This is a genomic window from Flavobacterium sp. KACC 22761, assembly GCF_034058155.1.
Classification (GTDB): Bacteria; Bacteroidota; Bacteroidia; order Flavobacteriales; family Flavobacteriaceae; genus Flavobacterium.
This window is the reverse complement of the sequence record NZ_CP139148.1, coordinates 3,646,299-3,668,855: the sequence shown is the minus strand read 5'-3', so window position 1 is coordinate 3,668,855 and position 22,557 is coordinate 3,646,299. Positions and strand designations below refer to the sequence as shown.

21 protein-coding genes are annotated in these 22,557 nt (G+C 34.7%); 11 read left to right on the top strand and 10 right to left on the bottom strand.

Features of this window, described 5'->3' with window-relative positions:
• Positions 1 to 26 precede the first annotated feature (26 nt).
• Together SCB73_RS15940 and SCB73_RS15935 are read left to right on the top strand one after the other, a co-directional pair.
• Positions 27 to 2,210, top strand: coding sequence for a PepSY domain-containing protein (locus SCB73_RS15940; RefSeq protein ID WP_320567192.1), 2,184 nt, complete (start codon positions 27 to 29; stop codon positions 2,208 to 2,210).
• A 12-nt stretch (positions 2,211 to 2,222) separates the two neighbouring features.
• Positions 2,223 to 3,230, top strand: coding sequence for an FAD:protein FMN transferase (locus SCB73_RS15935; protein WP_320567191.1), 1,008 nt, complete (start codon positions 2,223 to 2,225; stop codon positions 3,228 to 3,230).
• Between the two features lie 52 nt (positions 3,231 to 3,282).
• Here SCB73_RS15935 and SCB73_RS15930 read toward each other — a convergent pair whose 3' ends face one another.
• The 4 genes from SCB73_RS15930 to SCB73_RS15915 form a co-directional block, all read right to left on the bottom strand.
• Positions 3,283 to 3,924: a Pr6Pr family membrane protein gene (locus SCB73_RS15930; protein WP_320567190.1), complete on the bottom strand. Its 642-nt coding sequence runs from the start codon at positions 3,922 to 3,924 to the stop codon at positions 3,283 to 3,285.
• A 151-nt stretch (positions 3,925 to 4,075) separates the two neighbouring features.
• The gene (locus SCB73_RS15925; protein ID WP_320567189.1) at positions 4,076 to 5,482 is read right to left on the bottom strand and encodes an efflux transporter outer membrane subunit; all 1,407 of its coding nucleotides are present in this window, start codon (positions 5,480 to 5,482) and stop codon (positions 4,076 to 4,078) included.
• A gap of 18 nt (positions 5,483 to 5,500) precedes the next feature.
• Complete coding sequence (locus SCB73_RS15920; protein ID WP_320567188.1) at positions 5,501 to 8,665, bottom strand: efflux RND transporter permease subunit; 3,165 nt, start codon at positions 8,663 to 8,665, stop codon at positions 5,501 to 5,503.
• A 6-nt stretch (positions 8,666 to 8,671) separates the two neighbouring features.
• A complete protein-coding gene (locus SCB73_RS15915) occupies positions 8,672 to 9,835 on the bottom strand; it encodes an efflux RND transporter periplasmic adaptor subunit (protein WP_320567187.1) in 1,164 nt (387 codons plus the stop codon).
• Positions 9,836 to 10,104: 269 nt separating this feature from the next.
• On the opposite strand from SCB73_RS15915, the gene SCB73_RS15910 reads away from it, so the two are divergent.
• Genes SCB73_RS15910 through SCB73_RS15900 form a run of 3 tightly spaced genes read left to right on the top strand, consistent with a single transcriptional unit; the run spans position 10,105 to position 12,191 of the window.
• Positions 10,105 to 11,151, top strand: coding sequence for a sensor histidine kinase (locus tag SCB73_RS15910; protein WP_320567186.1), 1,047 nt, complete (start codon positions 10,105 to 10,107; stop codon positions 11,149 to 11,151).
• Entirely contained in the window at positions 11,148 to 11,879 is a 732-nt protein-coding gene (locus tag SCB73_RS15905; RefSeq protein ID WP_320567185.1) for a LytR/AlgR family response regulator transcription factor, read from the top strand. The genes SCB73_RS15910 and SCB73_RS15905 overlap by 4 nt, the downstream gene beginning before the upstream one ends.
• A gap of 18 nt (positions 11,880 to 11,897) precedes the next feature.
• A complete protein-coding gene (locus tag SCB73_RS15900) occupies positions 11,898 to 12,191 on the top strand; it encodes a DUF3861 domain-containing protein (RefSeq protein WP_320567184.1) in 294 nt (97 codons plus the stop codon).
• Between the two features lie 54 nt (positions 12,192 to 12,245).
• On the opposite strand, the gene SCB73_RS15895 is transcribed toward SCB73_RS15900, so the two are convergent.
• The 4 genes from SCB73_RS15895 to SCB73_RS15880 form a co-directional block, all read right to left on the bottom strand.
• The gene (locus tag SCB73_RS15895; RefSeq protein ID WP_320567183.1) at positions 12,246 to 12,857 is read right to left on the bottom strand and encodes a thioredoxin family protein; all 612 of its coding nucleotides are present in this window, start codon (positions 12,855 to 12,857) and stop codon (positions 12,246 to 12,248) included.
• Between the two features lie 3 nt (positions 12,858 to 12,860).
• On the bottom strand, positions 12,861 to 13,337 hold the full coding sequence (locus tag SCB73_RS15890) for a TlpA disulfide reductase family protein (RefSeq protein ID WP_320567182.1): 477 nt from the start codon (positions 13,335 to 13,337) through the stop codon (positions 12,861 to 12,863).
• Positions 13,338 to 13,458: 121 nt separating this feature from the next.
• The gene (locus SCB73_RS15885; RefSeq protein ID WP_320567181.1) at positions 13,459 to 13,860 is read right to left on the bottom strand and encodes a hypothetical protein; all 402 of its coding nucleotides are present in this window, start codon (positions 13,858 to 13,860) and stop codon (positions 13,459 to 13,461) included.
• A gap of 72 nt (positions 13,861 to 13,932) precedes the next feature.
• Positions 13,933 to 14,247: a winged helix-turn-helix transcriptional regulator gene (locus tag SCB73_RS15880; protein WP_320567180.1), complete on the bottom strand. Its 315-nt coding sequence runs from the start codon at positions 14,245 to 14,247 to the stop codon at positions 13,933 to 13,935.
• Between the two features lie 167 nt (positions 14,248 to 14,414).
• Here SCB73_RS15880 and SCB73_RS15875 point away from each other — a divergent pair, with 167 nt between their 5' ends.
• The 4 genes from SCB73_RS15875 to SCB73_RS15860 all read left to right on the top strand — a co-directional run bounded on the left by SCB73_RS15875 (position 14,415) and on the right by SCB73_RS15860 (position 17,845).
• Positions 14,415 to 15,329 carry a DsbA family protein gene (locus SCB73_RS15875; RefSeq protein ID WP_320567179.1) on the top strand — a complete coding sequence of 305 codons (915 nt, stop codon included), beginning with the start codon at positions 14,415 to 14,417 and terminating at the stop codon, positions 15,327 to 15,329.
• Positions 15,330 to 15,499: 170 nt separating this feature from the next.
• Positions 15,500 to 16,336, top strand: coding sequence for a sulfite exporter TauE/SafE family protein (locus SCB73_RS15870; RefSeq protein WP_320567178.1), 837 nt, complete (start codon positions 15,500 to 15,502; stop codon positions 16,334 to 16,336).
• Positions 16,323 to 16,730, top strand: a complete 408-nt coding sequence (locus SCB73_RS15865; protein ID WP_320567177.1) for a DUF1634 domain-containing protein — start codon at positions 16,323 to 16,325, stop codon at positions 16,728 to 16,730. The genes SCB73_RS15870 and SCB73_RS15865 overlap by 14 nt, the downstream gene beginning before the upstream one ends.
• 92 nt (positions 16,731 to 16,822) lie before the next feature.
• Entirely contained in the window at positions 16,823 to 17,845 is a 1,023-nt protein-coding gene (locus SCB73_RS15860; RefSeq protein ID WP_320567176.1) for an LLM class flavin-dependent oxidoreductase, read from the top strand.
• A 332-nt stretch (positions 17,846 to 18,177) separates the two neighbouring features.
• Here SCB73_RS15860 and SCB73_RS15855 read toward each other — a convergent pair whose 3' ends face one another.
• Positions 18,178 to 20,622 carry a TonB-dependent receptor gene (locus tag SCB73_RS15855; protein WP_320567175.1) on the bottom strand — a complete coding sequence of 815 codons (2,445 nt, stop codon included), beginning with the start codon at positions 20,620 to 20,622 and terminating at the stop codon, positions 18,178 to 18,180.
• 339 nt (positions 20,623 to 20,961) lie between these two features.
• On the opposite strand from SCB73_RS15855, the gene SCB73_RS21235 reads away from it, so the two are divergent.
• Complete coding sequence (locus SCB73_RS21235) at positions 20,962 to 21,054, top strand: hypothetical protein (protein WP_413927819.1); 93 nt, start codon at positions 20,962 to 20,964, stop codon at positions 21,052 to 21,054.
• A gap of 217 nt (positions 21,055 to 21,271) precedes the next feature.
• On the opposite strand, the gene SCB73_RS15845 is transcribed toward SCB73_RS21235, so the two are convergent.
• Entirely contained in the window at positions 21,272 to 21,883 is a 612-nt protein-coding gene (locus SCB73_RS15845; protein WP_320567173.1) for an FMN-dependent NADH-azoreductase, read from the bottom strand.
• 110 nt (positions 21,884 to 21,993) lie between these two features.
• Here SCB73_RS15845 and SCB73_RS15840 point away from each other — a divergent pair, with 110 nt between their 5' ends.
• On the top strand, positions 21,994 to 22,365 hold the full coding sequence (locus SCB73_RS15840; protein ID WP_320567172.1) for a winged helix-turn-helix transcriptional regulator: 372 nt from the start codon (positions 21,994 to 21,996) through the stop codon (positions 22,363 to 22,365).
• Positions 22,366 to 22,557: the final 192 nt, after the last annotated feature.

The following is a 22,557-nucleotide window of genomic DNA, read 5'->3' as shown; positions in this document are numbered from 1 at the left end:
CATTATATTACAATAGCTTACATTCAATGACTCTTTCTTTTTGGCGTTACACACACTTGGCTCTGGCTTTGTTTTCTTCTTTGTTTTTACTGCTAGCATCTGTAACAGGAATTATTCTTGCTGTTGATGCCGTTCAGGAAAAAACATTGCCATACAAAACAGAAAATTTTAGCGCCTTAACTTTAGGAGAAACACTCCCAATTTTAAAAAAGAAATATGCTGAAATCACTGAATTAAGTGTTGATTACAATCAATTTGTAACACTTCAAGCTATTGATGAAGATGGAAATGACATTAAATCTTTTATTGATGTCAGAACAGGGAAAATACTAGGAACTCCGGCAAAAAAAAGCGAATTTATTCAATGGATCACTAGTCTTCACCGCTCCTTATTTCTTCACGAAACGGGACGTTTTTTCGTTGGCGTGATTTCATTTTTATTATTTCTAATTTCGATTTCAGGATTTATGCTTGTCTTGAGCAGGCAAAGAGGAATTCGAAATTTCTTTTCGAAAGTAATCAAAGAATATTTTGCTCAATATTATCATGTTATTTTTGGAAGGCTTGCTTTAATTCCGATTTTGATTATTGCGCTTACAGGAACTTATTTGTCTCTTGAAAGATTTAATTTCTTTATGGGAGATGAAAAAGCAAAACCCGTAAAAACAGAACTTTCGGCGGAAGCCAAAAAAACTTCTATTTTCAAAACGACATTATTATCTGATGTTAAGAAAATTGAATTTCCTTTTACAGATGATCCAGAGGAATATTACATCATCGAATTAAAAGATCGTGAAATTGAAGTAAACCAAGTTACGGGTGCGATAGTTAGTGAAAAGCTTTCGCCAATGACAATTCAATTGGCCGATTTAAGTTTGGATATTCATACAGGAAGAATAAATGCCGTTTGGGCTATTATTTTAGCCATTGCATGTTTAAATATTCTATTTTTCATCTATTCTGGTTTTGCAATTACTTTAAAAAGAAGGTCTAGCCGAATCAAAAACAAATTCAAGGCGGCAGAAAGCTCCATCATTCTTTTAGCCGGTTCTGAAAACGGAAGCACTTTGCGTTTCGCCAATGCCATTTTGAAACAATTGATTGATCAAGGCCATAAAGCACACATTTCTGAACTGAATAATTTTACCGTTTTTCCAAAAGCAGAACATATTATTGTTTTTTCATCTACACACGGTTTAGGAGATGCCCCATCTAATGGTAGAAAATTTATTTCAATGCTGAAAAAACACAATCAACAACAAAAAATTAATTTTTCTGTAGTTGGTTTTGGATCAAAATCGTATCCAGATTTTTGTGGTTTTGCCGTTGAAATCGATCAACTTTTACAAAAGCAAAATTGGGCAGAACGCTTTTTAGAATTGCAAACCGTAAACGATAAATCAGCAGTAGAATTTGTGGAATGGATTAAATTATGGAGTGCCAAAACAGGAATTTCATTATCGACAACACCTTCTCTTTACAATCATGCCCCAAAAGGTCTGCAAAAATTAATGGTTTTAGACAAAACTTTAGTGTCGGAATCAGAACAAACTTTTATGCTGACTTTACGAGCTAATATGAGAACCAAATTTACTTCGGGAGATTTATTGGCAATTTATCCTGCAAATGACAGCAGAGAGCGTCTTTATTCTATTGGAAATCATTCTGGCAATATACAATTGGTTGTTAAATTGCACCAGCACGGATTAGGTTCTGTTTTTTTAAACGAATTAACAGCTGGAAAAGTCATCAAAGCAAGAATCATCAATAATCAGGCTTTTCATTTTCCGAAAAAAGCTTCAAAAGTTGCCTTGATTTCGAACGGAACCGGAATTGCGCCTTTTCTTGGAATGATTGAACAAAACAAGAAAAAAACGGAGACGCATTTGTATTCTGGATTCCGAATGGAAACCGAAATGGTTTTGAGCTATAAAAAATTTGCTTCTGAAATGATTCAGAAAAACCAGCTCAAGGATTTCCACTTGGCTTTATCACGCGAAAACAATCATTTTTATGTAATGGATTTGATCAAACGCGATGCTGATTTTTTTGTTGATTTATTAAAAATTGGCGGTATTATCATGATTTGCGGTTCACTTGCGATGCAAAAAGATGTTGAAACTATTTTAAATGAATTATGTCTTGCAAATGGACTCAAAAATGTATCCGAATATAAAAACAATGGGCAATTACTGACCGATTGCTATTAAAAAATTTATATCATGAAGCCAAAATTAGTATATCGGCTATTATTCTTTTTTGCAATTTTATCCTTCTTTTCGGGCAATGCCCAAGTATTGCGAAAAAGAACTACTCTTTTGATGGGTGGACGTTTCGATATAACAATTGTAGCAAATGATTCATTAACAGCGGAACAAAATATTGATTTGGTAATTGCCGAAATCTCAAGAATTGAAAACCTAATATCAGACTGGAAGCCAACTTCTCAAGTTTCAGAAGTAAATCAGAATGCGGGAATAAAACCCATAAAAGTCGATCGTGAAGTTTTTGAACTTGCTCAAAGAGCCCTGAAATTATCTGAAATTACCAATGGCGGATTTGATGTAAGTTTTGCCGCAATGGACCGAATCTGGAAATTTGACGGTTCGATGACCGAAATGCCTTCGGCGGAAGCCATAAAAAAATCGGTAGAGAAAGTTGGTTACAAAAACATTATTTTAGACAGTATACAATCGACAATTTTTCTAAAATTGAAAGGAATGAAAATCGGATTTGGCGCTTTAGGCGAAGGTTATGCCACCGATAAATGCCGCGCCATGATGCTAGCAAAAAGAATAAAAGCCGGAATTATAAATGGTTCTGGTGATATGAGCACCTGGGGAAAACAACCAAACGGAACACCATGGAAAATTGGCATTACAAATCCGTTTGATCCTGAAAAACTTTTGGCAGTTGTTCCACTTGAACAGCAAGCTGTCACAACTTCTGGCAGTTATGAAAAATTTGTTATTTTTAACGGCAAGCGTTATTCGCATATTATTAACCCCGCAACGGGTTATCCCGCAACAGGTTTATGCAGCGTAACGGTTTTTGGTCCAAATGCCGAAAACGCAAATGGACTCAGTACTTCAATTATGGTTTTAGGCCAAAAAGAAGGCTTGCTCTTGATTGAAAAATTCCCCGAATATTCTTGTTTGATGATTACCGACAAAGGAAAAGTAATCAAATCTAAAAACTTCAACATCAAACACTTTAAGGCAAAATTTTAATTTTAGATACTAAGGTGCTAAGATTCTAAGCTACTAAGTTTTTTTTCAGAAATTAACTTCCATTTTTACTTCTTTTATTAGAAATGAAAATCAGAATACAAGATAAAACCACAAACGCCACCAAAACAAAAAATCCATTTATAATTGCTTTCTCCAAACCTATTTTTGTTACATCTACAAAAGGATAGGGATAAAAATTAGTCAACATTCCGTGGCACAAAGTATAAATCATATAAATAATTGGGTAAATAAGCCAAAACGAAATAACCTTAAAAGAGATTTTTTCTGGATTGACATATAACAACCAATAAACAAAAAACAAAACTGGCACAACAGTATGGAAAATTTCACTTACAATACGATGTTGGCCTTCTAAATGCGCAACAGAACGTAGTAGCAAATTAAAAACAATTCCAACAATTAGAATGTAAACTGTGATTGCCGTAATTGTAGCACATTTAGAAAAGAAAGATTTAATATTAGATTTTCCTCCAAATAAAAACAATGCAGACCACAAGAATACTATAGAATTAGTGAGAATTGTAAAAAAACTAAAAAATCGCACGGTAGTGCTTAAAAAAGTAAATCCAGATCCTTCATAAAACAAATAAAACTGCATTGGTAGCACATACAATTCCAAGATAAAAATAATACTTGGCAAAATTTTTCTTTTTGTGGTATTTTCTTTTTCCATATTTTATTTAAAGTCAGATTACTAAAATAAAATTTTTATATCTCATTTTTGCGATTATGATTTGATTTCGCTCAGCAAGACAGATTCAGAAAATATCTAAATCAAAAAACGCCCCGAAATTCGGGGCGTTTTTATCATTATAAATTAATTACTATTTCCAGCCTCCGCCTAAAGCTCGGTACAAATCAACAACTGCCTGCAATTTTTGCAAATTATCATTAATTCCGCTTAATTGTGCTGCTAGTAAATTCTGTTCAGATGTTAAAACGTCTGTATAATTGGTTGCCGAACTGTATTCTAAAAGCTGTTGTGTATAATCGACTGCTTTTATCAATGCATCAATTTGTTTTTGTCTTGAATCTTCTTTTTCAACAGCCATTTGATAGGAATATAAAGCATTTGAAACTTCCTGACCCGCTACTAAAAGGCTTTGCTGAAAATTATTATAAGCTTGTAATTGCTGTGATTGAGCCGTTGTCAATCTCAATTTGTTACGACCTTGATTGAATAAGGGCTGTGTCAATCCTCCAATTAAGGAATAGAAAACCGAATTTGAAAAGAAATCTTTCAATTCTAAATTCGAAAATCCGCCACTTGCCGTAAGTGTCAAACTCGGATAAAAATACGTTTTTGCCATATTTGTCATTTCAAAAGCAGTTCTGAAATTAAATTCGGCTTGACGAACATCCGGACGATTTTGCAATAATTGAGACGACACTCCAATCGTAAGGCTTTCAGGAACAATCTGTGAATCTAATTCGCCTCTGTCAATTGGCCCCGGTGCTTGTCCTAATAAAATATTCAAAGCGTTTTCTGTTTCTCGAATACTCTGTTTTAAATCCGGAATCAAAACTTCAGCCGCATGTTGATTGGCTTCACTTTGAACAACAGCCGCACCTGTAACAATTGCACCTTCTTTTAATTCTTTTATTGTTTCGACATTTTTTATACGGCTTTCTAATGTTTCCTGCGTGATTTTAAGCGATTTGTCAAAAGCCAAAAGCCTAAAATAATTATTTGCAATATCCGAGATCAATTGCGTCTGTATAGCCTGTTTTGCTGCGTCTGTTGCCAAATATGTCGCCAAAGCTGCTCTTTTAGAACTGCTCAATTTTCCCCAAATATCTGCTTCCCAAGAAGTACTTAAACCTAATTTATAAGTGGTTGTAAGCGTATTGATATTGATTCCTGCTGGAAAATTCAATCCTGCTTCAGATTGTTTGGTGTGCGTTGCATTGGCGTCCAATTGTAAAGTTGGATAATAAGCCAATTTGCTTTGACGCAAAGAAGCTCTCGCTTGCACGATATTTTCAATTGCATTTTTTAGATTTAGATTTTGATGTAATCCTTTCTGAATTAATGCGTTTAGTTTTTCATCTTTAAAAACACTTTGAAAAGGCATATCAGCAATCGTAGTGGTATCGGCGGAAGCCTGATCACGATACAATTTATCTGTCGAAATTGTGGTCGGACGTTCGTACTTTTTGGTAACCGAACACGCACTCAAAAGTGCGGCTGTCATTACCAACAAAATATATTTATTTGAACTATTAGTCATCTCTTTTTTAATTAAATTTTACTCTTTGTGAGTTTCCAATAAATGAACTTCCTCATCATCTTCATCATCATAACTTTCTTTGGCCGGACCGCTGACTTTTTCTTGCAAAGTCTGGAAAATGATAAATAAGACCGGAATTACAAAAACTCCTAAAATGGTTCCAATCAACATTCCGCCTACAGCTCCAGTTCCAATCGATCTGTTTCCAACGGCTCCTGCTCCAGTGGCAAACATCAACGGCACAAGTCCGAGGATAAAGGCAAACGAAGTCATTAAAATTGGTCGCAAACGTGCTACTGCTCCTTCAATAGCCGCTTGAACAATTGGCAAACCTTTTCGCCTTCTGTCTAAAGCAAATTCGACAATAAGAATTCCGTTTTTCGCCAAAAGCCCAATCAACATGATTAAGGAAATTTGGAGATAAATATTACTATTCAATTTGAAAATTATCGAGAACAAATACGCTCCTGCCAATCCAAACGGAATTGAAAATAAAACTGCAAAAGGTAAAATATAACTCTCATATTGTGCACTCAGCAAGAAATAAACGAAAACCAAACACAATAAGAAAATGAAAATAGTCTCGCTTCCTGAAGCTAATTCTTCACGCGTTAATCCTGAAAACTCATAGCCATAACCAGCTGGAAGACTTTCTGCGGCAACTTCCTGAATTGCTTTAATCGCATCTCCCGAACTGTAACCAGGTTTTGGCGCTCCTGTAATCGAAATAGACGTAAACAAATTGAATCTTGAAATCGATTCTGGCCCGAATACTCTGGTCATATTGACAAATTCAGTAATTGGAGCCATTGTTCCGGCACCGTTTCTAACAAATATTTTGTTCAATCCCTCTTTATTGGTTCTAAACTCCGGTGAAGCCTGAATCATAACACGATATTGTTTTCCGAATTTATTGAAATTTGAAGCATACAATCCTCCATAATAACCTTGCATCGTTGATAAAATCGTATTTACCGAAACGCCTGCATCTTTGGCTTTAGCCAAATTAATTTCCATCATATATTGTGGGAAACCAGGATTAAAAGGCGTTGTAGCATATTGAATCTCTGGACGCTCAGATAGTTTTGCCAAAAATTCATTATTGACTTTATAAAATTCTGCAGTAGTATGCCCACCTTTATCTTGCAATTGAAATTCGAATCCGCCACTTTGTCCAAAACCTTGAATGGTTGGAGGCGAAATAAAGAAAATGTTAGCCTCACGAATACCGCTTGTTTTAGCAAATAATTGACCAATTACATCATCAACACTTAAATCACGTTCGTCCCAAGGTTTCAATTTCACAATTACCATACTATACGCACTACCCGCTCCCGCTGTGAAGTTTTGACCCACGATACGAAGTGTATTTTTAACTCCCGGAATACTTTGCGCGATGCTATCTACTTTTTTAGCAATTACATCAGAACGTTCCATTGATGCCGATGGTGGCAAACTAATATTCGCAAAAACAGTTCCTTGATCTTCTGAAGGCACAAATGCCGATGGCGTAGTTTTCATCATATAAACCAATGCAACACCTGCGATGACAATTGATGCCAAAGCAATCCATTTTTTTACTGATAAAAAACTTACTGAACGTTTGTATCTTTCGGTTACATTATCAAATGCAACGTTGAATGATGTGTAAAAACGCTGTAAAAAACTTTTATGTTTATGATCGTCTGCATGTGGTTTTAGCAAAAGTGCACACAAAGCCGGACTCAAAGTCAACGCATTAATTGCTGAAAGAATAATAGCAATAGCCAATGTAATACCAAATTGTTTATAAAAAACTCCCGTTGATCCGTTGATAAAAGTTACCGGAATAAATACCGCCGCCATAACTAAAGTAATCGAAATGATTGCTCCAGAAATTTCGTCCATGGCATGAATAGTGGCTTTTTTAGCCGACTTATAGCCGTGATCGAGTTTGGCGTGCACCGCCTCAACGACCACAATGGCATCATCGACGACAATACCAATGGCTAGAACCATCGCAAAAAGCGTCAATAAATTAATCGTAAATCCGAATAAATTCAGGAAGAAAAAGGTTCCTACAATCGCAACCGGAACCGCAATTGCCGGAATTAATGTCGATCTGAAATCTTGAAGGAAAATAAAAACAACAATGAAAACCAGAATAAAAGCTTCAATCAAAGTATGGATTACTTTTTCAATGGAAGCATCCAAATTTTCATTAACATCAACTAAAACAGTATATTTTACTCCTTTTGGGAAGCTTTTTGCTGCTTCTTCAATCAGTTTTTTAGAATTGATGATTACGTCACGTGCATTCGAGCCTGGCGTTTGGCTAATTGCCATTGCCGCAGATTCTACACCGTTTGTTTTAATTGTTGATGCATAACTCAAAGATCCTAATTCTACTTTGGCAATGTCTTTCAATCGCAACATTTGGCCATTTCCAACCGATTTTATTACAATGTCTTCAAATTCTTTTGCGCTTGTTAAACGTCCTTTGTACTTGATCACATATTGAAAAGCCTGATTTCCATTTTCACCAAATTTACCTGGCGCCGCTTCAATATTTTGTTCTGCTAATGCTGCCGAAATATCACTCGGAATCAGCTTATATTGTTGCATTATGTCTGGTTTCAACCAGATTCGCATTGAGTAATCTTTTGCACCAAAAACCGTAACATCACCCACCCCAACTACACGCTGAATTTGAGGCACCAAGTTGATCTTGGCATAATTTTGAAGAAAAGTTTGATCGTATGTTTTATCATCGCTATATAACGAGAAGATCAACAAGTTACTGCTCTGGCTTTTAGTTACAGTAACCCCTGCCTGAGTTACCTCTACCGGCAGTAAACTTGTTGCTCTCGAAACTCTGTTTTGCACGTTTACCGCTGCCAAATCAGGATTTGTACCTACTTTGAAAAAGATTTTGATTGAAGCATTTCCGTCATTGGTTGCTGTAGAAGTCATGTAAGTCATGTTTTCTACTCCATTGATTTGCTCTTCAAGCGGAATTACGATACTTTTCAATACCACATCGGCATTGGCTCCGGTATAACTTGCCGAGACATTTACCGTTGGTGGTGCGATATCAGGGTATTGAGAAATAGGCAACTCAATAAGTCCTAAAACACCTAGAATAACAATAATGACCGATATTACTGTTGAAAGTACTGGTCGTTGTATAAATTTTTTAAACATTTGATTTTATTTTAAATCGGCGTAAACTTTTTCAGCGTTTTCATTTTGGGCTTTTATTTCTGTTCCATCTTTTAAGGTTGCTACACCTTCTAAAACGATTTGATCACCCGTTTTTAAGCCGCTTGTAACTACATAATAATTTCCTGCACCATTTTCCATAACTGTAATGTTGGTGCTTTTTGTTTTTCCATCTTTCCCAACAACCACTGCAAAAAGCTTATCTTGAAGTTCATAGGTTGCGCTTTGCGGAATAATTATAGCATCTTTTACATCAGTTGGAATTCGAACTGTTGTGCTGCTTCCACTTCTGATAATACTTTTTGGATTGGCAAAACGCGCTCTGAAAGTAACCGAACCTGTTTCGGTATTAATTAATCCGTTTACGGTTTCAACGCGTCCTTTTTCTGGATAAGGTGAACCATCAGAAAGAAGTAATGAAACTGCTGGCATATTTTGGATTTTTTGTGCCAATGTCGAACCCGGAGACGAGCTCTGTGTAAAATCTAAAAGTTTCTTTTCATTTATAGCGAAGTATGCGTACACATTTCCAATGCTTGAAACTGTCGTTAAAGCCTCGGCAGTATTTGAACTTACCAAACTTCCTAAACGAAACGGAATTGAACCAACAACACCATTAACTGGACTTGTTACTGTTGTATATCCTAAATTAGTTTTGGCATTCACCAAACTTGCATTGGCTTGAGCCAAAGAAGCCAAAGCCGATTCATAAGTATATTGCGCAGACTCTAAATCGTATTTACTGATGATTCCTTTTTCAACTAATGGCTTTACTTTGTTTACTGCCAATTTTGCAGCGCTAACATCAGCCTGCGCACTTTTAATGCTTGCAGATGCCGTACGAACTTGTTGCTCATATTCTGGCGCACTAATTTTGAACAAAGGCTGTCCAACTTTTACAACCGCACCTTCATCTACAAAAATCTTATCGATATAACCTTCAACTCTTGGGCGAATTTCAATGTTTTGTTGTCCCTGAATGCTTGCAGGATAATCACTATACATAGTTGCAGATTCAGGTTGTAAGGTCAGCGTTTTATATTCTTTTACCTGTGGAGCACCTCCGGCCTGAGCCGACTTATCATTTTTATTGCCACATGAAGAAAGAATCACCGCAGCGGTTAGAATACTAAAAAAAGATTGCTTATTCATTTTGATGAATTATGAGATTTTCTATTTATTAACAAGCAAAAGAACTAAAATAGAACACGCAAAATTTTTCGAATAGACGTACGGCAAGAGACAATCGATAGAGATAGTTTTACACCCGATGAAATTACTTTAAAAATTAAACGCTCGTTTAATTCCTGACTTATCGGCTATAAAATGGTTTTTAAAGACTATAAATGTATTTTGGGCGATTGCTTCATTATTGTATTCAAATAAAATGTAATATTGTCTTTAAAAAATCAAAAAATATAATGGCATCAAACATTTACAGACCTTATTTATTTACCGGACTGCACATTCTGGGCTGGTTATTATTGGGTTTTATCATGCTGTTTTACATTCCTTTAACTTGGAATGTGGTTCTTCCATCTGTATTTTGGCTTTGGCAGATGATTGTGCTGACACTTTTGATACTCATTTTTTATTCTAATGCTAAAATCATTGTTCCAAAAACCATTATCAAAGACAATACGTCACCTTTTTTGATTTGGGCATTTCTTACCATTTTTGCCATGCAATTTATTGCCTATCTCTATACTTCACAGACCGATCTACATGCTAAAATCAGTGCGATTATAGGATTCAAAAAATATAAAAGCCCTTATTTTGACAATTATGTCTTAATGCTTACGCTTTTGGTTTTAGGAATCAGCACCAGCTGGTCAATGTTGCAATATTGGCAAAAAGCCGCACAACACAAGCAAAAACTCGAACAAGACAAAACCATGGCTGAGTTGGCAATGCTGAAGGCTCAAATAAATCCGCACTTTTTCTTTAATTCGCTTAATAGCATTTATTCGCTTACGTATTCAAATATTGAAGATTCCAGAAATGCGCTTCACACTTTAAGCCGAATGATGCGTTACTTGCTTTATAGTACTGAAGAAAGAACAACCTTACTCAAAGAAGCCGAATTTATGAGAGATTTTATTGCCTTGATGAAACTTCGTGCCAACAGCAAACTGACCATTACTACTAATATTCCAGAAACGATTCAGGATTATCCAATTGTTCCAATGTTGCTTTTGCCTTTGGTTGAAAATGCTTTTAAACACGGAATTCATGCTACTGATAAAAGCGAAATACATATTACGCTTACGCAGAATGGAAACAACTTAGAATTTGAAGTCGAAAATACCTATTTCGAAAAATCTTCGACCACAAATGAAGGTGGCATTGGCTTAACAAATACAAAACGCCGACTGCATTTAATATACCCAAACAAACATTCCCTAAAAGCCGGAATCGCGCCAAACGGAATGTATAATGTAAAACTGCAAATAACTTTAGAACAATGACAGTATTAAAATGTATAGCAGTTGACGATGAACCACTTGCATTAAAACTTGTGGAAACTTTTATTGAACAAACTCCATTTCTGGAATTAACCGCTAGTTGTGACAATGCAGTTGAGGCAATGAGTTTGATTAGAGAAAAACAGCCAGATTTGGTTTTCTTAGACATTAATATGCCGAATTTAACCGGAATGGAATTAGCCAGACTTTTGCAAGAACAACCCGGTTCCTTGCCAAAAATTGTTTTCACGACGGCTTATAATCATTATGCCATTGAGGGTTATCGCGTAAATGCAGTGGACTATCTTTTAAAACCTTTCAGTTATGAGGAATTTTTACGCGCCGCCAATAAAGTTCTTCAAATCACAGAAGAAGCTTCAAATCAATATCATCCGATTACTACAGATGATGAATTTATCTTTTTGAAAGTAGAATATCAATGGGTCAGAATTTCTTTAAAAGACATTTCGTACATTGAAAGTTTGAAAGATTATGTAAAAGTGCATCTTGATGATTCTCAAAAAACAGTGCTTTCATTGATTTCTTTAAAAGCATTGGAAGAGAAATTGCCTTCTGCAAAATTTATGAGAATTCACCGTTCCTTTATTGTTTCGCTGGATAAAATAAGTGCGATTACCAAAAACTCCATTTTAATTGGAAAAACTGAAATTACAGTTGGCGAACAATACAAAGAAGCTTTTAAAACCATTGTAGACAAATGGTTGAAATAAATTAGATTAAAAATTACCATGGAAAAAAGATCAAACAAATATTATTTGACATTAAGTCTAAAAGAATACGCTAACGGAGACACCAAGCCCGCAAAAGAACTCGGAATTGAATTTTCTAATCACGATGAAATTTTTGGCATTATTCAAAAAATGAAAGACAAAAACCTGTTTGACGATCCATCTGAGGCAACGCAATTTGCTATTGGCCTAAAATTATTCAGCGAAATAAAATTGAAACACCGCAAAAATCCTTTGTTTGATGAGCTAAATGAAGTTTTTCCTGTGTTTATGAAAAAACTGAAAAGCTTGTAAAACAAAAAACGTCCCGAAATTCGGGACGTTTTTTTACAAATTAAATTCAAATAATTAAGCTTTCGCTTTTCTTTTTACCGTGCAACCAATTTCTTTAGTTTGAGTAACTGCAGGTTTTTTGTTGCTTTGTAAAGCCGCAATTGCATCTTCGACGTATTTCGTTTTTTCTGTTTTTGTTCCTTCTGGATCATTATCAATCGCACCAACGTACTCAATAACATTTCCTTTTGAAGTTTTAGAAACAATAAAAATATGTGGCGTATGTTTTGCACCATATTGATCTGTAATTAATTGTCCAGCATCAAATAAATATGGGAAAGGGTATTTTTTCTCTTTTGCTAAATCCTGCATTTTATTGAAAGCATCTGCCTTTGAAGCTTCAGGATCATTGGGGTTAATTGCAATTACCGGATAGCCTTGTGGCCTGAATTTTTTATCCAATTCAATGATTCTTTGCTCATAAGCAACTGCATACGGACATGTATTGCACGTGAAAACCACAATAAATCCTTTTGCTTTAGGAAAACTTGCAAAAGAAACGTCTTTATTATCCACATTTTTAAGTTTAAAATCTGGTGCTGGATCTCCAGGTTTAAGCGTTGCGGTTTGTGCCTGAGAAAGCCAAGCCGTAAACGTTAATACTAATAAAATGATAATCTTTTTCATAATTTACAGTTTTTTATATTCAGTTAATAGTTGTTCGTATGTCAATTCGGTTTCAACAAATTTTCGTTTATCGTCTTTGATGAATAAGGTTGCCGGAATACTTCCAGACCATGAAGGATCAATTCGGTCAATGTATTCCTGAGGACTGCTTTCATTCAGCAGAAATACTTCGTTTTTCATGTTTTTTCGCTTGACGAAAGGAATTACGGCCGAATTTAGTTTCGATTTAAAATCAACGCTTACTAACAAAACAGCCAGTTTTTCCGATTTAAAATCGGCTTGAAGTTTTTCAAAATGAGGAAGTTCCTTAACGCATGGTGCGCACCAAGTGGCCCAAAAATTCACGACATAAGTGCTGTCTTTACCTTTTTTAATTCGTTCCTGAAGCTGATCAACAGTAATTAATTTCACATTTTGGCCAAATGAAACTGTCGATAAAGCAACTAATAAAAAAAGGCATAAAAATGACTTTACTTTCATAAGAAACAGGTTTTAAAATTGATTTGTCTCTTACAAATATAAACGAATGAAAACTTTCTTTTTGTTAATGAAAGTTTAATATAAAAAGCTTTTACGAATACGATTTTTCTGTTTTATGTTCTCAATTAAAAGGAGATACCACAATATTTAAGTTATTTACAAATACTAATGGCTTCATATCATCCATTTTGGTAAGCGATAAAATCCCATTTTTATTCTTATTTATTCCATTTATTCTAAAACAATATTGATCTCCGTCTTTATCCATTAAGGTTAAATATTCGATCGCATCATCTGAATAATTTTGGCAACTGTTCGAAATGGTATAATGATACATTACTTTGAAAGTATTCTTGTCATAATTGTACACTTTTCCATCCTGATTGAAAACCCATTTTGTGTTTCTATTTAAATCAGCATACCAAGTTCCGATAATTTTTTTTGATGAAGGCTCGTCCTGATAATTTCCAGAAATAGCAGGAATTTGCAACAATAACAGTAAAATCAAAAATAGCTTTTTCATACTCTCCACATTTTTTTAATTGTTAATTACGTTTTCAAAAAATATCAAAAATTATAGGAGTCTCTAATTTTATCATTCAGAAAAAAATTCCAATTGTCTAAAAATCGGAATTAGAGATTTTCCTTTTTCTGATAAATTATACTCCACATGAAGCGGTTTTAATTTAATGACGCTTCTGTCCAAAAGTCCGTGTTCTTCCAATTCCCTCAAAGCAACAGCAATTGACTGTTTGTTTGAGTCTTTGATGTCTCTCAAAAGTCCGTTGAAACGTAATGGCCCATCGACAGCTAATAAAAAGATTTGCGGTTTAAATTTTCCTGATAATACTTTTAAAAGTCCCGCTGCAGGACATTCAGTTTCTTTTGGAGTTTTGTTTTCTGTAGTCATATTTTTTTGACTAATTGATTTTTGGTTAAACACTAGCGAACTTTGTTATAAAAGTACAAAATTTTAAAAAACTGAGCACGAGCTTTCCAACCAGTTTTATGAAAAAATGGCCGTTACTATTAATCCTGATCTGCAGTATATGCTGTAAATCGCAAACGAATTTAAAAATGACCGAAAACAATCCGAATCCATTATTATGTGATCCCGTAACTGGCACATGCGAAATGCCTTCTATCACAAAATCTAATGAAACTGCCGAGATTAAAACAGAAATCAAACCCGTCAAAATAGTTTATTATACAGATCCAATTTGTTCTTCGTGTTGGGGAATCGAGCCACAGCTCCGAAAACTAAAACTGGAATATGGCGATTATTTTGAGATTGATTATCGAATGGGCGGTTTGCTTCCAGATTGGAGCTATAACAGCGGTGGCATAAGCAAACCATCAGACGTAGCGCACCATTGGGATGAAGCAAGTTTGCATTACGAAATGCCGATTGATGGAAATGTTTGGCTTGAAGATCCGTTGGATTCCTCTTATCCTTCTTGTATCGCAATGAAAGGCGCTCAAATGCAGAGCAAAGAAAAAGCAGTTCTTTTCATGCGCATACTTCGTGAAAAATTATATCTGGAAAAGAAAAATATTGCGAAATGGCAAAACATTGAAGAAGCAGCAAAATTAGCAAAACTTGATATTGGGAAACTTAAAGCAGATTATGATGATGCCGAGGAACTTTTTCAGGAAGATTTAGATTATGCAAAAAAACTTGGCGTAAGAGGTTTTCCAACCTTATTTTTTGCCGACAAAAATGATACTCGTTTTGTGGTTTACGGTTCAAAACCATATTCCGATTATGAAAATGCATTACTGGCAGTATTTCCAAACGCAAAAAAGAAAGTCATTCCAAATGAAGATCCATTATGGCTTTTTGAAATTTTCCCTACTTTGACGCCAAAAGAATATGCCGTGATTTTAAATAAATCTTATTTTGAAGCTCGAATGATTCTTGGAAAATTACATGAAAAGGGAATATTGGAAAAGAAATCAATAAAGAATGGTTCGCTGTATCGCAAAAAATAACTTCTGTAAAGCCACAAAAATTAATTTTTGTGGCTTTATTATTTCAACAAAATCTCAAGATTTTATATTTCAATATAAAACGTTTTCGGATTTTTAAGGATTTTTTAAGCTCATAAAGATTCCTTCGGCAAATATCAATTCGTAAATTAGCCAAAATAAAAATTATTCGAATGACAGTACTTACGTTTACCCTGATTATGATTCTTGGCGCTTTTTTAGCAGGTTTTATTGGTTCATTATCAGGTTTAGGAGGTGGTATTATTATTATTCCGCTTTTGACCGTCATTTTAGGAGTTGATATTCATTATGCTATTGGAGCTGCATTAGTTTCTGTAATTGCAACTTCTTCAGGTTCGGCGGCCGCGTATGTAAAAGAAGGAATTACCAATATGCGATTAGGGATTTTTCTCGAAATCGCGACAACAATTGGTGCTGTTGGTGGTGCATTGCTTTCTGCCATTGCTCCTACTTCATTTATAGCGGTTTTATTTGGTCTTACTTTGATTTTCTCAGCAATAAATTCCCTTCGAAAAAAAGAAGAACATATTGTTTTAGAATCTAGTCCATTGGCCAAAAAATTAAAATTGAATGGAACTTACCCAACACACGACGGAGAAGTCGTAAGTTACGGTACTAAAAATGTAGTAGGCGGTTTTGGAATGATGGGACTTGCAGGAATGATGTCGGGTTTGCTCGGAATTGGCTCTGGCGCTTTTAAAGTGATCGCAATGGATAATATTATGAGAATTCCGTTTAAAGTTTCGACTACAACCAGCAATTTTATGATGGGTGTGACTGCAATGGCGAGTTCTGTGATTTATATTCAAAAAGGATACATTGAACCCGGAATTTGCATGCCGGTTGTAATTGGAGTTCTTTTTGGAGCTATGGCTGGAGCCAAAGTATTGGTGCGAACAAATCCTAAAAAATTGAGAATCTTTTTTGCGTGTTTGATTTTTGTACTTGCAATTAATATGATTTATAACGGATTAAATGGAAAAATCTAAAGCTATGCAACACGAAAAATTTGGAGAAAAAGACTTTCAAGCTATTGTTGGAAACTTATTGCGATACGGCGTATGGATTTCACTATCAGTAGCTTTTATTGGCGGCATTGTTTATTTGTTGCATCACGGAAATGACATTGAAGATTATTCTGTTTTTAAAGAAAACGACCGAAATATATTTGAAGTAATCGCCGATGTTTATCGCGGTGTAATCAAGGGAAATGGCGAATTTTTAATCTTCTTCGGAATAATATTATTGTTTCTGACACCAGTTTTTAGAGTATTGCTATCATTATTTTCTTTTCTTATCGAAAAAGATTATCTCTATGTTGCAATTACATTGATTGTTATTTTGATCATTATAACGAGTATTTCATTCGGGTTTTCACATTAGAAAATTTGGAATTTTGAATTTGGGATTTAGAATTTGGAATTTAGAATTTGGGATTTGGGATTTCAGTAATTGGAATTTAAAAATAAAGCTTTATGGAAATAGGAATTGACAGTTTTGCTTCGGCAATGTACGGCGACAACAACACTTTAAGCAGTGTTGACGCAATGGAACAATTGCTCCAGAGAATTGAACTTGCAGATCAAGTTGGTCTTGATGTTTTCGGAATTGGAGAACATCACAAAAAAGAATTTTTAGATTCAGCTACCGCTGTAATTTTGAGTGCAGCGGCGGCACGAACAAAAAACATACGTTTATCAAGCGCCGTTTCGGTTTTAAGTGCTGCAGATCCAGTACGAGTTTATCAAAGTTTTGCGACTTTAGATTTAATTTCGAAAGGAAGGGCTGAAATTGTGGCCGGTCGAGGCTCTGCAATTGAAGCTTATCCCCTTTTCGGATTTGATTTGAATGATTATGATGCACTTTTTAAAGAGAAGTTAAATTTACTGCTTCAAATTCGTGATAATGAATTTGTGACTTGGTCAGGAAAATTTCGTCCCGCGCTAAATAACCTTCCTGTTTATCCGAGAGCATTGCAAGAAAAAATGCCAATTTGGCTTGGTGTTGGCGGCACTCCAGAATCTTTTATTAGAGCCGGAAGTTTAGGATTACCTTTAATGGTCGCTGTCATTGGCGGCCAAACGCATCGTTTTCGCCCGTTGATCGATTTGTATCGCGAAGCAGGAAAAGCGGCAGGTTACAAACCCGAAGAATTAAAAGTTGGTTTGCATTCGCCAGGTTTCGTTGGAAATACCACTGAAAAAGCAATTGAAGAATATTATCCTGGTTATGCTGAACTTTGGACAAAATTAGGATACGAACGTGGCTGGCCTCCAGTTACCAAAGGAAAATTTGATGGCTTAATTGATGATTTAGGTGTTTTGATTGTTGGAAGTCCTGAACGTGCAGCCGAGAAAATTTTAAGACACAGCGAAGCACTTGGAGGTGTTGACCGATTTACTTTTCAGATGGATAATGCTGGACTTACGCATCAACAATTAATGAATTCCATCGAATTAATCGGAACAAAATTGATTCCGTTAATTAAGAAAGGATAATATAAAACTAGATTTTTAATCTCAGCAAATGAATTGCGTCAAGCTTTAGCTGGATGAGAATCAAAAAGAAACAGAAAAGGCTTTAGCCAAACGAACAATGTTTGGCTAAAGCCTTTTCCAATCTTAATTTAGAACCTCCAGTTAAAACTGGAGGCAATTCATAAAATTCCAGAACCTCTTAAACCTTACTCTTGATGGCAATTAGTTTTAACAGATTAAAGCATTTTTTTTAAACTTAGAACCTTAGAATCTTAGTAATTTTAAAAAAAAGCATCCGCTAAAACTAACGGATGCTTTCTCATTTATAACAATTCTTTTTAAAAAGCGTATAATTAAAATTTATACGTTACACCTACTCTAAAGTTTGTTGGCGCTTCAGTCTGCCAATAGTAAGCATTTAGCCAGCTGTAAAATGAACCGCTGTATAAATATTTATTTAAGATATTAAATACGTTGGCTGTTACTTTAACTTTACCGGTTTCATAAGATAGACCTCCGTCTAACTTAAAGTATGAAGGCAATTTTTGAAGACCCTCGCTCCACGTATCAGTTTGGCGTCCGTCAAGAAAAGTTCCACCAATAGAAGCTCCAAAACCTTTTAGTTTTCCATTTTGAACAGTATAATTTAACCATGCATTTGCAGTATGTTTAGCATAACCGGGAACAATATCTCCTTTTTCAATTCCTGTTGCATCAGAAACCAATGGATCAACCTTATTTACAATAGATTCCGTAAAAGCATAATTTGCAATAAGATTCAAACCATCAAACAATTTTCCTCTAACATCAAATTCAACTCCTTGCGCTCTTTTTTCTCCAAGAACAATTTTGTATTGTTCATTTGGTGTATTTCTAGGATCTGCGGTAAGTTCATTCTTTTTCAAGATGTTATAAACAGAAACACTTGTATTCCAAGAACCGTCAAACCAGTCTTTTTTGATTCCAAATTCAACATTATTTCCTGTAAGCGGTTTTACTTGTCCATCTCTAACAACTCCTGATTGAGGTGAAAAAGCCTGATCATATAATCCGTAAAAGGCTGTGCTTTCATTTAGAGAATAACTAACTCCTACGCGAGGTGTAATATGACTATCTTCTTGTGGATTATCATAACTACTAGTCTGCTTAATCCATGTATATCTTGCAGCAAGAGTCAATCTTAATTTATTTTGAAAGAATCCAAGTTCATCCTGAACATAACCAGCAGCATATTCTGAACCATAAAGTCCGCCAGCTCTTTGGCTTAATGGTGTATCGTGGTCAAAAGCTGGGAAACCATTAGATGGCGTTCCATAATTTGGATTATAAACATTAAACGGATTATCAAGTGTATCAAGATTGTGCGATTGTCCCCAATCAGCCATATAATCTTTGCTTCCTAAATCTACTCCACTTAAAATTTTGTGACTAACAGATCCTGTATTGAATTTCCCATTTAAGAATATTTGTCCCAAATACATATTGCTTTCTGCATCCCAAATACCAACATTTCTAATGACATCTCCTTTATTAATAAAAGTATCAAGAATTTTATCATTATCGGTATCCACTCCAGCTGGTCCAACTAAACTTGGCCATGAGCTATATCCTTGTTGAATGTATTTAAAATAAGAAGTTTGTGCCGTAAGTTTCCAGTTGTCATCAAATTTATGTTCGAACTGTAAGTAACCGCTATGATCCTGAATATTGGTATCAGGCAGTCCTGGCTGCGTCATTGTAAATCCAACAGGCAAAGTCGCATAACCATCAGATGCTGGTCCGAAAACATAGTAAGAACCAACTTCAGTCATATTTGCATATTGAAAATTGTATTCAGCTGTAATTTTAGTTTTGTCGTCAACTTGATATGAGATTACTGGAGCAATTACGTAACGGTCGTTATGTTCAAAAGGACGATGAGAACGTTTTTTTTGAGCTGCACCATTAAATCTGTAAAGCAGTTTTCCTTTTTTATCTAATTTTCCATCAAGATCAAGACTCACTCTGTAAAAATCGTAGCTTCCGCCAAGTACTGAAACTTCACCTTTTGTAATTCCGGTTGGTTTTTTAGTCACAACATTATAAAGTCCGCTTGGATCACCACTTGAAAGCATGAAACCTGCTGGACCTTTCACAAATTCAATATGATCTACAAAACTCATATCTTCAGTTAATGGTCCCCAGAAAGACGAAACTACATTAAATCCGTTACGGAAAGCCTGAATTTGAGAACCTCGCATGGTAATATTGGTGTACAAATCTCCCCAGTGTTCCAAACGTACAGCACCGCTTACATTTCGAATAACTCCATCGCTCATACTTGTAATTTGCTGATCTTTTAAAGTCTGTCCACTTACAATTTGAACGTTTTGTGGAATTTCCAAAACTGGGGTTTGCAAACGCAAAGACAATGATGGTTTGTCTTGTTTGTATTTGTTTTTTGTAATCACTACTTCGTCAAGATCTTCCTGGCTTTCAGAAAGCGAAAAGTTTTTTGTAGTTATTTTTCCTGCAGTCACAACAATTGCATCTTCTGTGCCGTGAATTCCAACAGAATGGATACTAATGGTATAAGAGCCTGGTTTGATACTTCGAATGTCATACTGGCCATTTTCATTGGTCACAGCGCTATATTTGGTTCCTTTAAGTGCAACAGAAATACCTTCTGCTGGAACATTGCCACTCAAAAATATTTTTCCTGTTATTCTTCCTGTATTTTGATTTTGTGCCATCAAATTCAATGATGCCAAGAAAAACATAAAAAAACAGATTTTTTTAATGGTTAAGTTATTATTCATTTTGTCTGGTTTTAAATTCGCAGGTAAAAGTACTTTCTAAATCTTGTTTTTCCAAATTATTTTTATTTATTCTAAATAAGAATAATTGAAAGATGTAAAACCAAAACTTATAAAACAATGACTATCAATAAAAAAGCCTGCTTTAAAATAAAACAGGCTTCATTGAAATTTCTATTATTCTAAATAAAGTAAAATGATTTTTGAATAAAGGTTTTAAATTTAATTTTTGTTTAAAAAATTAAAGCTCTCTGGGTTTGCAACTAATTTTTCTCCTTTAAATTCAATTGAAATCATTCCGGCTTTTCTAGGTGAAACGGCGCTTTCATTAAAATCGCTGAAATGGTTGGCTATAAATCGCAAACAAGTTTTGGTAGAAATTTCCAAAAGCATTTTTCTATGTCGCCTTCGGATTATATTGCGATGAATAAGTAGAATTTGATAATGTGGCAATTTGATAATTAGATAATTTATTGATGTTTATAATTTTCTAATTGGCACATTATCTAATAATCACATTTCAACGACAAACCCGACAGGTTTTAAAAACCTGTCGGGTTTACTTTATAAAAATCTAGTAAATCTGCGAGATCTGCGAGAGTATTTTTTTCACGCAGATCTCGCAGATTTGGCAGATTTTTTTTTGATTTTCTTAAAAAGCAAATTCTTCAACAGAAGACAACGCTTTCGGCAATGCATTTGCAGCAAAATCTGAAATTGCAGTTCCTTCTACTCTAAAAGTCGTAACATCTGTCATTCCTAAAAAGCCAAATACCGTTCGCAAATACGATTCTGAGAAATCATAGCTTTTCATTGGTCCTTCAGAAAAAATAGATCCTGATGCTATTGACAAATACACTTTTTTGTTGGTTACTAATCCTATTATCCCTTCGGTACCATAAGTAAATGTTTTTCCAGCTCTAGCAATTTGGTCAATCCATCCTTTTAAAACTGCGGGAATCCCAAAGTTATATAAAGGAACGCCAATTACAATAATATCGGATTCCAACAAGCTTTTTATCGCTTCATCAGAATATTTGATTGTGGCAATCTGCTCTGGTGTATGCGTTTCGGCAGGAGCATAAATAGCGCTTATATGAGTATCTGTCAAATACGGTAACGGTGTTTTAGTTAAATCCAATGTTTGTATTTGGCTATCAGGATTTAGTAATGCCAATTTCTCGATAATCGCATCTGACAATTTAGTACTAAATGAATTTTCTCCATTTGTACTTGTTATTATTTTTAGAATTTTCTGGCTCATAATTTTTAGTATAAATTTGTTTACAATGCAAACTTATCTACATTTGCTATACATTTTATAGTACTATCCTTGAGGATAGCGCTATCATTGAGGATAGTAAAACAAAACATATGAAAACAAAAGCCGAAATAACTAAAGAAATGGGTTGTGAACCAGAAGAGTGTCTTGCAGCATTATTACCGGTAAGAGACGCGTTAGAAGTTTTAAGTGGCAGATGGAAATTGCCCATTTTGATTGCATTATCAAACCGACCAAAACGATTCAAAGAGATTTCTAAAGATATAAATGGAATAACAGATAAAATGCTTTCTAAAGAACTTAAAGATTTAGAAATGAACAAACTAGTTACCAGAACGGTTTATGATACTTTTCCACCAACAGTTGAATATGCAAGAACTGAGCATAGCCATACTTTATATAATGTTATTGGAGCCCTAAACGAATGGGGAACTTTACATAGAAAAGAAATTATTGGAAAGTAGATAAAAAAGAGACCACAAGTTAAAACACTAATTACTAAGAACTAATTACTAAGAACTAATTACTAAGAACTAATTACTAAGAACTAATTACTAAGAACTAATTACTAAGAACTAATTACTTATAAATAAACTGAAACTGTAACAAAATGTAAAAAAAAGTCTCTATAGATAAAAAACCTGATACACTTAATC